General features: G+C 38.5%; 10 protein-coding genes. 8 read left to right on the forward strand and 2 right to left on the reverse strand.

The genetic code is table 11. The features are described 5' to 3' along the window. From Q0F90_RS04085 to cooS, 4 genes are all read left to right on the forward strand, one after another. A partial coding sequence (locus Q0F90_RS04085) for a DUF1858 domain-containing protein (RefSeq protein WP_296003589.1) occupies positions 1–252 on the forward strand: 252 nt, incomplete at its 5' end. 345 nt (positions 253–597) lie between these two features. Next, positions 598–2,226, forward strand: coding sequence for a phosphoenolpyruvate carboxykinase (ATP) (locus Q0F90_RS04090; protein ID WP_296003591.1), 1,629 nt, complete (start codon positions 598–600; stop codon positions 2,224–2,226). A gap of 247 nt (positions 2,227–2,473) precedes the next feature. Next, on the forward strand, positions 2,474–3,379 hold the full coding sequence (locus Q0F90_RS04095) for a LysR family transcriptional regulator (protein WP_296003592.1): 906 nt from the start codon (positions 2,474–2,476) through the stop codon (positions 3,377–3,379). 392 nt (positions 3,380–3,771) lie between these two features. Next, the gene (cooS, locus tag Q0F90_RS04100) at positions 3,772–5,952 is read left to right on the forward strand and encodes an anaerobic carbon-monoxide dehydrogenase catalytic subunit (RefSeq protein WP_296003594.1); all 2,181 of its coding nucleotides are present in this window, start codon (positions 3,772–3,774) and stop codon (positions 5,950–5,952) included. A gap of 168 nt (positions 5,953–6,120) precedes the next feature. Here the strand turns inward: cooS and Q0F90_RS04105 are convergent, their stop codons facing one another. Next, positions 6,121–6,906: an MBL fold metallo-hydrolase gene (locus tag Q0F90_RS04105; protein WP_296003596.1), complete on the reverse strand. Its 786-nt coding sequence runs from the start codon at positions 6,904–6,906 to the stop codon at positions 6,121–6,123. A gap of 161 nt (positions 6,907–7,067) precedes the next feature. Between Q0F90_RS04105 and Q0F90_RS04110 the strand changes: the two genes are divergently transcribed. Beyond that, positions 7,068–7,667, forward strand: a complete 600-nt coding sequence (locus Q0F90_RS04110) for a TetR/AcrR family transcriptional regulator (protein WP_296003598.1) — start codon at positions 7,068–7,070, stop codon at positions 7,665–7,667. 475 nt (positions 7,668–8,142) lie between these two features. Further along, entirely contained in the window at positions 8,143–8,475 is a 333-nt protein-coding gene (locus Q0F90_RS04115) for a hypothetical protein (protein ID WP_296003599.1), read from the forward strand. A 123-nt stretch (positions 8,476–8,598) separates the two neighbouring features. Here Q0F90_RS04115 and bioB read toward each other — a convergent pair whose 3' ends face one another. Further along, positions 8,599–9,627 carry a biotin synthase BioB gene (gene bioB / locus Q0F90_RS04120; protein WP_296003601.1) on the reverse strand — a complete coding sequence of 343 codons (1,029 nt, stop codon included), beginning with the start codon at positions 9,625–9,627 and terminating at the stop codon, positions 8,599–8,601. Between the two features lie 340 nt (positions 9,628–9,967). On the opposite strand from bioB, the gene Q0F90_RS04125 reads away from it, so the two are divergent. Both Q0F90_RS04125 and Q0F90_RS04130 read left to right on the forward strand, forming a co-directional pair. Further along, on the forward strand, positions 9,968–11,239 hold the full coding sequence (locus tag Q0F90_RS04125) for an exonuclease SbcCD subunit D (protein ID WP_296003602.1): 1,272 nt from the start codon (positions 9,968–9,970) through the stop codon (positions 11,237–11,239). Continuing rightward, positions 11,229–11,653, forward strand: a 425-nt coding sequence (locus tag Q0F90_RS04130) for an AAA family ATPase (protein ID WP_367113404.1), incomplete at its 3' end; no start/stop codon positions are given. The genes Q0F90_RS04125 and Q0F90_RS04130, both read left to right, overlap by 11 nt.

The raw sequence follows: 11,653 nt of genomic DNA on the forward strand, positions 1-11,653 counted from the left end.
CCGTTACAAGCCGATGCAGATGGTCGTTTCCATATCGATGCAAAAACGACCTTGTCTAATTTGATTAAACAAAGCCCAGATATCGTAGATCATTTGATTTCTTTAAATCCTAAATTCGAGAAATTAAAAACACCTATGGTAAAAGTGATGGCTAAGGTGGCTACTATCAAGATGATTGCGGAACGCGGTGATTTTGATGTAGATGATTTAATTGGCAAAATCGACGCGTTCATTAATAAAAATAAGAAATAATTGAACTTTTAAATGTGAAATAGGCGAGGTCTTAGGACCTCGCCTCATTTTATTTTGTTATTAGTGTTGTATGGCGACCATGAACGTTGAATCATAGGTTGTTTGCTTTGATTACAGCATTAAGGAATGAATAGTTATCAATTTTTATTATTAGAGATATGTTGCACTAATTTGAAATAAACATACAATAATTTCCTATATTTCATGTATTTTGTGTATACAAATTCGATTGAAAAGGGTAAAATAGAAAATAATGAAAGTATTTGCAAAAACAGTATTTTCATATACTAAGATACTTTTACAAGAGACATTACTAATATATTTAAAGGTGAGGATCTAGATACTATGTCTACAAGACGCGTTTGGAAGCACAGTGAAATTAAAACAAACCCATTATTTTCTAAGATGCGCAGTACTATTGAAACTGCATTTTATGGAAACAATGTAACGCCTGTAACATCCGTTACACAAGCGTATCAACTTGCTGCTGAAGAGCCAGGTGTTATCGTCCTTGATATGCCTGTATATAAACCATGCGAACAAGGTTTGCCAACTGATGCAAAGGTATTAGTTACGAACGACGGTAAAACTACAGGTCGCTATGCAAAAGCTCGTCGCATTATTGGTGATGAAGGCATCGACGAAGTAGAACTTGCTAATATTGCCCGTGACGCTGTATATGATAGCCGCGATAAAGAGTGGATTTCTGCGGAAGCCATCGTTGGTTTAGATAAAAAATTCACTGCTCGTGCTCATTTGATGATTCCAAAAGATCACGCATCTATTTTGTATTCTTGGATCATGAACTTCAAGTTCTTTGATGCAGCTGTAAAAGAATTCTACAATGATAGCCTAGAAATTCCTGAAGGTGACATCTATATCTATTCTGATCCTGATTATGTTGTACCAGGTCATCCAGGTGGGCTTGCTATCTTTGATCCGGCTCATAACTGTGCTATGATTCTTGGCATGCGCTATTTCGGCGAGCATAAAAAAGGTACCCTTACGCTTGCATGGTCCTTGGCAAATCGCCTCGGCTATGTTGCTTGCCATGGTGGTATGAAACGTTACAATCTTGAAAATGGTAAATCTTATACTATCGGTGTATTCGGCTTGTCCGGTTCCGGTAAATCTACATTGACTCATGAAAAACATGATGGTCGTTATGATATCTCTATCTTGCATGACGATGCGTATATCATCAATACTGAGGATTTGAGCTCTATTGCCCTTGAACCTACGTACTTTGACAAAATGCAAGATTACCCTGTGGAACATCCGGCTAACGAATTCTTGTTAACACTACAAAACGTAGGTGTAACTATGGATGAAGAGGGCCGTAAGGTTGTGTTGGCTGAAGACGTTCGTAATAACAATGGTCGTGCTATCAAATCTCAATTCTGGACAGATAACCGTGTAAACTACGTAGACGAACCAGTAAATGCTATTGTATGGCTTATGAAAGATAAAACATTGCCACCAATCCTCAAGATTAATGATCCTGTTTTGGCGTCTACAATGGGTGCTACACTTGCGACACGTCGTTCTACTGCGGAAAAACTTGATGCTCATGTGGATCCGAATGCACTTGTTATCGAACCATATGCAAATCCATTCCGTACATATCCATTGGTTCGTGACTATGAAAGCTACAAAAAATTGTTCTCTGAATGTGGCGTAGAATGCTACATTATGAATACTGGTTTCTTCTTGGAAAAGAAAGTTCCAAAAGAAGTGACTCTTGATTTGTTAGAACGTTTGGTAGAAGGCACTTTAGAATTCAAACCATTCTATAAATACCCGAACCTAGATTATGTAGAGGTTCCTGGTTTTGAACCACCATTCCAAGTGCGTGAATACCATCACCAACTACACCAAGCTTTCGAGTTCCGTTATGACTATGTAGAAAAACTCATCGGTCATAAAAACGAATTACCTCAAGAAGTATTGGATGTACTTAAAACATTAATGTAATCTCGAAATTTATTAAATCCTCAATATAATATTAAGATTGTCTAACTGCTCAAATAAGAAGGCCCTCCGTATGGAGGGCCTTTTGTGTGCTCTTATTATATGTTCTTATTTAATTACATGTTTTCCTTTACGTAGTCAGCTACATCTTTTGTAAGAATACTTAAAAAATTAATACTATCATTAATTACATATTGATGATAATATTTGTTAATGATAAGGCAATAATGTTTTGTTATAAGGTGTTTTTATGGATATAAAGGATATTAAATATATAAGTACCATTGTTGAGATGGCATCGTTTTCAAAGGCGTCTAAAAAATTATATATTTCTCAGCCTGCATTGAGTCAAAGTATTCGTCGCATCGAAGCTGAGCTAGGGGTTCCTATGTTTGCTCGTGATCGCACGAAGGTAGTACCGACGGCGGCAGCGTTACAAATTGCGAAAGAGGGGATGCCTCTTGTTCAAAAGGTGGAGGCCTTAACGCAGTCTATCATCAATCAAGGCACTGATGTGGCGTATCATGTGCGGATTGGCTTGTCTCAGTTCTATGGTCATCATATGTTGGGTAAAACCTTAAAAAGCTTTCAAGAAATTGAACCTTCTTGGGAATTCCACGTGGTAGAAGGGGAGTCTCATTTCTTAGAGCAACAAATTTGTGATGGTCTAGTGGATGTAGGGCTATTCCCGACACCGATTTATTCGCAGGCTCTTGAAAGTTATCCCGTACTAGATGAGCAAATCTTGTTGGCTATTAGCGTAGAAAATAAAAAAGCTATCGCTATTGCTGATTCTCTCATGACGCCTGATGGTATTCGGGAGATTGCACCGTTCGGACCGTTTCCGTTTATACTTTTGCGAGAGGGGTTAAAGTTACGGTCTTTGGTAAATCGATTATGCCAAGCTGAGTCCTTTGTGCCAAAAGCTGTTATTGGGTCCGAGAATCTTGATACTTGTCGTTCTTTAGTTGAAGATGACTATGGAATTACCTTTTTACCAAGTACGCTAAATAGTAAGAGAGATGAAGATAAGGTCAAATTTTATCCACTTGCATCAAAGCTTTGTTTCCGTCAATTAGTTCTTGTGGCGAGATCGGATAGAGCAAAACGATTCCATTTGCCGGAAGTGGCAAATATTATGCAAAAATTCTTATAAATTATACAGATGGCATGTTGGCGTATTTAGCGCTGCTTACAAATAATAATTCATATAAAATAACATCTAAATATAGTATTCTATAGATAAAAGAGGTTAATTCCTATAATTTACAGGGATTAACCTCTTTGGTTTTATGAAAGGAAACTGAAAATATCGAATTTAATAAATATAGTAATTACAACGTTTTGTAGGCCTAAATGAGTCAAAAAATTCTCAAAAAATAATTGACAAATGTCTTCTTGGAAAATATACTTAAAGTATCTTAAAACATATTTAGGAGATAGGATTTAAAGCCCACAAGTATGGTGGATTTAAAAAATTGAAATACAAGTAGAATATGTTTTCTTGTTATTGACGGTTGGCCTACGTAGGCCTCTAGGAGGATTATTATGAGTAAAGATGCGGAAAACAAAAACACCCATGCCCACAGCCATGGCGAACATCATGATCATGAGCATCATCATGACCATCATTGCCATTGTGGCGGTCATCATCACCACCATGGTCACGACCATGACCATCATCATGACCACGATCATGAACATGGTCACGACCATAGTCATGCAAAGGCTATGCCAACGGATAAATGGGTGCCACATACTCATGAACCAGGGGTACCTCATGAACATGGCGTAAACGACTACATGAAAGCCGTTGCAGAGTACCGTAAAACATGGCCTACAAAACAAGATGTTATCGAACAAACACCAGATCCTGCTGTACGCGAAATGATTCTTCGCATGGAGCAAATTGGTTGCGATACAGTATTTGACCGTTTTGATAAACAACAACCACAATGTACATTCGGTATTGCCGGTGTATGTTGCCGTATTTGTTTCATGGGCCCATGTAAAATTACACCTAAGAGCCCTCGCGGTGTCTGCGGTGCCGATGCTGACCTTATCGTAGCTCGTAATATGACACGTGCTGCAGCAGGTGGTTTGACTCAACATGGTGCGCATGCTCGTGAAATCTTGATTTCTTTGAAAGCCGCTGCTAATGATCAATTGGATATTCCAATTTTAGGCGAAGAAAAAATCCGTACTGTATGTAAAGCTTTCAACATTCCAGAAGAAGGTCGTTCCTTAAAAGAAGTGGCAAACGACTTGGCAGATGTTCTATTAGAGGATTTGAGCCGTGCATTGCCTGGCGAATATAAAACTATTACAGCTTTGGCTCCAGCTGAACGTCGCGAAGTTTGGAAAAACCTAGATATCTTGCCTATTTCTGCGTACAATGAAGCCTTCGATGCATATCATCGTACATGCGTAGGTACTGATGGCGATTGGGAAAGCAACATGAAACAATTCTTGCGCTGTGGCCTTGCTTTCACATTCACTGGCGTAGTAGCAGCAGACATCGCAACAGACGCATTGTTCGGCCTTGGTGGTCGTCGTACTTCCAAAGTTAACATCGGTGCCTTGAAAAAAGGTTATGTTAACATCGCTGTTCATGGTCACTTGCCAACATTAGTATCCCAAATTTGTACAATTGGTGCCTCTGAAGAGTACTTAGAAAAAGCGAAAGCTATCGGTGCTAAAGGTATCCAATTCTACGGTATTTGCTGCTCTGGTTTGTCCAGCATGTACCGTTACGAAAATGTTATTCCATTGTGTAATGCTATCGGTGCTGAGCTTGTACTTGGTACAGGCGCTCTTGACTGCTGGGTAGCTGACGTTCAAGACGTTTACCCTGCTATCATGGACGTAGCACGTTGCTTCAACACAAAAGTTATTACTACATCTGATGCAGCTCGTTTACCAGGTGCTGAACACATTGGTTACGATCATCACCATACTAACTTGTCTGAAACTAAAGAATTGGCTCGCAAAATCTTGGATCGTGCTCTTGAAGCTCATGAATTGCGTAAAGGTATGCCTGTATTCATTCCGCCATACGAAATTACTGCAGAGGTTGGTTTCTCTCCAGAATCTACTGTTAAACATTATGGTTCCTTCAAACCATTAGCAGAGGCTTTAAAATCTGGTAAAATTCGTGGTATCGTTAACGTAGTAGGTTGTTCCAACCCTCGCGTTATCTACGAAAAAGCAACTGTAGATATCGTTGATACACTTATTAAAAATGGCTGTATCATCACAACAAACGGTTGTGCATCCTTCCCATTGATGAAACTTGGCTACTGTAATACAGATGCTATTAAGAAATGTAGCCCTGCATTGCAAGAGTTCTTGGGCGATGACCAACCACCAGTATGGCATGTTGGTGAATGTGTAGATAATGCTCGTTCTTCTGGCATCTTCGCTGGTATTGCTGGTGAATTAGGCCTTAACTTGCCTCAAATGCCATTTGCTATGTCTAGCCCTGAATGGTCCAACGAAAAAGGTATTGATGCATCCCTTGGTTTCCGCTTGATGGGCATCAACTCTTACCACTGCGTTGAGCCACCTACACAAGGCTCTGATGCTGTTACTAAATGGCTTAAAGAAGATACTAAAGATATCTTAGGTTCTGTAATGTATGTAAATACTGATCCTAAGAAAGTAGCTGAAAAAATCTTAGCAGATATCGATGCTAAACGTGCTGCTTTAGGTTGGGCTGAAGTAAAATAGTTAATCCTTTGATGAATTATAACTTGTAGTTAAGTATAAAAACACCCTCTATAGATCTTGCAGTTATTATGACTGTTAGACTTTAGAGGGTGTTTTTTATTGTTTGTGGATAGGTTTTTAGTAGTGTTGTATTAGCTGTAGCCTAGTATGCTAATTATTTTAGGACTATTAAAGTGCGATGGTTTCGCCGTCTTCAGGTACTGCTACATGGCTTTCGATATTAGTGCCTTTGATAAACTTGCGCACATCCTCACGGCTTGTTGCTGTGTGATTACCTGTATCCATGTGAACAGCGATGATTTTAGCCTCTGACTTACGTACCACCATACGGCCAATATCTTTTGTACCCATAATAATACTATCTTCAAAGCCCAAAATTTGAGCATATCCTGTATTCATAACAATAACATTAGGGTCGAAGCGAAGAAGGGCCTTTTCTACATCGCTTGTCCATACTGTATCGCCTACAAGGTAAACAGTTGGCTCGTCCTGTGCTTCAAAAATAACGCCCATCGCATCCCCTGCTAAAGTTGCAAGAACTGGATTGGCATACATTTCTACAGTGCCGTGTGAGCCACCTGTTTTTCTCAATGTAATACCATTAAACTCAAGACTTTCAAAAATGATACGTACATCATTAAAGCCTTGTGATGTAATAAGTTCTTTGTCCGCTGTATTTTGTACAAAAATAGGAAGTGCTTTTGGAATAGAATTGATTGCCGTATCATCCCAATGATCTAGATGTGTATGTGTAACTACTACTGCGGTTACATTGCTTAATAAATCGTCCATTGATACAGGCAAATCAACCATAGGCATTCTTTGTTGATAATTAAATGTTCCTTCAAAGCCCGGATAAGTATCTTTTGGTGCTAAGAATGGATCGATAAGAAAGGTTGTATTTTTTATTGTTAATTTTCCTGTAGCATTTCTAATGTGAGTATATTGTGTCATAGGTATCTCCTTAATTGTATTTTTGAAAATCTAATTAAATAGATTACTGTTTGTAATCCCTAGAGTTAGTGTACCTTGTTTTGTTATACTAGTCTTAACAATAATTGACACTCTGTTTGTTAATAGACACATTGTATAAAAGTGTCTATATTGGAGGTTATATGATAACTCGAAAAGAAATGACACGAATGTTATTAAAAGAAGGGTTGCTTAGTTGTTTAGAAAACCATTCTTTTGAGTCTGTAACAGTAACATTGTTGTGTAAAGCTTCAGGCATAACTCGCTCTACTTTTTATTTACACTACAACAATATCATGGAAATTGTTGATGATTTAGTAGATGATGCAATCGCTTATTCGCGCCCGGGAATGGTAGATAATAATAATTTACAAACCATAGCTAAAACCTTATCAGCTGCTTCTGATTCAGTGTCATTGAGAGAAGCATACGATTCTATTTTTGATAGATTGCCATTATGCCAGCGTATTATACGACATAAAAAGTATTTACCTTTATTTTTAGATGAACAAATTTCAGAATATGTATTACAACGAATTATAGGGAGTGAAAAAGATCGGCAAGGGCTTGTTATGGCAGAAGCACTTGGGACTTCATTTGATGTAGGTGTATCCGTTTTTGTATTTTTAGTGCACGGACTATATGCTGTTAATAAACAATATAAGTGGTCCCAAAGCGATGCGTGGTTAGAAGCTCAGAAAGTTATTTTTGAACTTGTATGTCGTGGTTTACAAAGTAGATAGTATTTATGCTTGCCTATGTTTTAGTATTCTATAAATTTCTTTAGACAACGAAAAAAGGACTCCATAAGGAGTCCTTTTTTCATGTAAGGGGAGTGTTAGTATTAATATCAAATGAACCATGTATTTAAACAAGTAGTAGGTTTGGGGTTAGTATTACTTGTCGGGAGATAAATACACGTATGGTAACCAGGGAATTGTTACCTTTCTTTATCATTTGATGTAGTCATTATAAGAGTGATAAATGAGTTGAAAATGAAGATATTTAATAAATTGCTTTAAATTTCTTATATTTCTAAAAAACTTCGTAATTTAGTTTAATTATTATTGATAAATATGGGGCAATTTTGGTATTATATATAAAGGAGAAGTTGTATATTTTATAAAGGTTTAATGCCATTAAGCTTTTATAAAGTATACAGCTCTATAGCAAGAGAGGAGCAGTCATATGAGTAAAATATTAATCATATTATCGCTTTTGTGGCTACTCAGTATAGGGGGGACTGCTAACGCAACGGACTGGTACTATGTTGGACCAGATGCATCAGGAAACCAATTATTTATTGACAACGACAGTGTACAAAAGAGTGATTATGATGCGCTTTTGTGGCTGCGAGTCAATGAACTGGGTGGCGACGAATTGCGGTACAAAGTTTATATCAGTAGATATAATAGAACCATGGAAACATTGAAAGTTGATGCGTACATGGCAGACGGGACGCCGTATGAAAATGTAGAATTTAATGAAAACCCTGAGCCTATTGCAGGTAATACCAATGGGTATGCCATTTACAATTTGTTATGGAATTAAAAGAACCATCTAGCACAGCAAACTAGATGGTTCTTTTTATGTGTAAAATATTTATAAATCCTTAGGAATATAATTTATATACTACATTCTCAAAACACTGAGAATGGTATATACATGAAGTGATTAAACTTGGGCAGAATTACGACTTAATTCTAAGTCTTGAATCATTTGAAGATCGTCCTTAGGAGAACGGCCGCCCGTTGTTAAGTAGCCACCAACCATGATGCCGTTTAGGCCACCTTTTAAAGCGTAAGCTTGTAAGTCTCGTAGATTTACTTCGCGACCGCCAGCAGTACGAATCAATGCGTTTGGCAAGATGAAACGGAATACGGCGAAGGTACGTAAGATATCTAATGGACGTAAAGCTTTGTTGCTTTCAAACGGAGTACCTTTAACAGGATTTAGAATGTTTAATGGCACGGAGTCAATATGTAAACGTTTTAGTTCAAACGCCATTTCCACACGTTGCTCTAATGTTTCGTTGAGACCAAGGATGCCGCCAGAGCAAACGCGAATGCCTGCTTTTTGAGCATTATCGATGGTAGACATTTTGTCTTCGTAGGAATGGGTTGTACAAATATCTGGGAAGTGACTAGGTGCTGTTTCGATATTGGAGTGGTATCGAGTTACACCTACTTCTTTCAATTTGAGAGCTTGTTCATAAGTTAACAAACCAAGAGAACAGCAGATTTCGAGGCCCACTTCATCTTTAATGCGGCCTAATACACGAATGATTTGATCGAATTCGTTTGGGTTATTAGTATTACGACCACTCGTTACGATGGAGAAGCGAATAGCACCTGCCTCTTTAGCTTTGCGAGCCGCATCAAGGATGCTTTCGTCATCCATGAACGGATATACTTGAACGCCTGTTTCATGATGTGCAGATTGAGCACAGAATTTACAGTTTTCAGGGCATTTACCAGATCGTGCATTTACAATGGCGCATACATCCACGGAGTTATCATTGAAATGCTGGCGAATTTTATCAGCCATAGCAAGTAAAATCATAGTGTCATCGTCTGAAGTATGAATCAGCTCGATTGCTTCTTCCTTAGTGATTTCGCCGCCGTTCATAATGCGGTTTGCAATAGTAAGGATTTTTTCGTATGTACCCACTTGGGATGGTTGTTGATCTGTAGGCAAAGCCATAATAGCCTCCAAGAATTGTTAACTTAATAAAAACAAAATATATTGACAATCTGATTGTAAACCCTCGTGTATAAATTGTCAACTTAATGTATTTATTGGTTAACATAAATTAATCAAAGTTGCTATAAATTTGGTTTGAATCTCGTTTTATGAGAAAAAAATGTGATTCTTTTATAATTTATATTTATTAATAATTAAGAGAAGTTTAGTTTAACTATATCTTTTTAATGCTAATTGATAGCTATTTTTAACTTATCTTTAACGTTTTGTAGTATAATAGACTATTGTAATTACTATATATAACTATAATAAAAAGTACTAATACAAGGAGTGGATATAGATGCAGCCGTTTCGATTTATACACTGTGGTGATCTGCATTTAGGGGCACCCTTTCAATATGCTACAGGTATTAGCCGCGCCGTCGATCGCGCCGTGAGCGAAGCTACCTATGTAGCCTTTGATACAATCATTGACACTGCTATTGACGAGCATGTTCATGCTGTTGTCATAGCTGGTGATATTTATAATAGCGAAGACCATAATTTAGAGGCTCAAGTGCGTTTTGTGCGCGCCATGTATCGTTTGGCGGAACATCGCATTCCAGTTTATATGGTGCAAGGTAATCATGATCCTGCTGAAAGTTGGAAGGCGCAACTGCAGATGCCAGATAATGTACATGTATTTTCTAGTGAACAAGTACAACGTTTCCCGCTCATCGTTAACAATATTGAAATTGGTGGCGTATATGGTATCAGTTGTGGTCATGGTAATGAAAGCGACAATTATGCGCGTCAATACCGTGCGTTTGAACGAGATGAGTTTTCTCTTGCCGTTATGCATGGTACTGTTGGTTCTAGTGTAGGTGCTGAGAATCATAATGTGACTGGCCCGTGTAATTTGACGGATTTAGCTGAGGCCGCTATGGATTATTGGGCCTTGGGACATATTCATAAATCCCAAATTCTCAGCGAGGAACCTCTCGTTGTATATGCGGGGAATCCGCAAGGCTTACATCGTAAAGAAATAGGTCCTAAGGGATGTTATTTAGTTTCTGTATCTCATAATGGTCATTGTGAACCGAGATTTATTGAAACTAGTGCCATTCGCTTTGAGGAAATTAAAATCGATATTGCGGGTATGCAAAATGAATCTGATTTCTTAGAGATTTTGCGCCATAAAAAAGAGAATTTACGTAAGCAACACAAGAAAAATATTTTGCTATCCATAGTTCTCAGTGGTACTGGTCCGTTACATCGCCTATGTACGCAAGAGGGCGTGCGCAATTTGTGGCTTCAAGAGTCTCAAAGTGAAGAGAAGAGTAAATCTGTATTTGTAATGCCTTATCGGATTATCTCCAATACTCGGCCTAGCATTAATTTAGCAGAACGCCGCTTGCTATCTGATGTAGTCGGCGACTATTTGCGCGCTTATGACGATATGGTGGAGGGCAATGCTGTACAGACGGCACGTCAAATCTTGGCGGATCGCCCTGAATTCAAACGGTTAGGCGTATATGCAGATTTGTTGAGTGATGAATTATTAATGCGCGCTTTGAAACGATGTGAATTAGAAGGTGTTACGGTATTGATGGGGGCAAATGATGAACATTAAACGCATACGATTTGATGAATTTGGCCCGTATCGTGATTGGTCTTTCACAACGGGTAATAATGGGGTTCAGCTCATGTATGGCCCTAATGAAAGCGGCAAAACATCGCTGCTCGAAGGGATGCGCACCTTATTATTTGGTGGCACTCATAAGGCCTATGGTCCGATGACTGGCGCTCTCGATGTGGAACGCAATGGTGAAAGCTACTATATTGGTCGTAAAGGCAAACAGCTAGACTTTTACAGTCCTGGAAATCCTGCCATTCATGAAGAGCCTGCTCAATATTGGTGGCATGGTATCGATAAAAAGACATATAATCGCATTTTTGCATTGACCTTAGAAGAATTGCAAGGCCTTGATGTATTGCAAGAGGTAGAGGTTCGATCTCGTTTCTTTGGCGCCGAAGGGGGCGAGCA

Origin of the sequence: uncultured Veillonella sp. (genome assembly GCF_934190855.1) — a bacterium.
GTDB lineage: Bacteria > Bacillota > Negativicutes > Veillonellales > Veillonellaceae > Veillonella.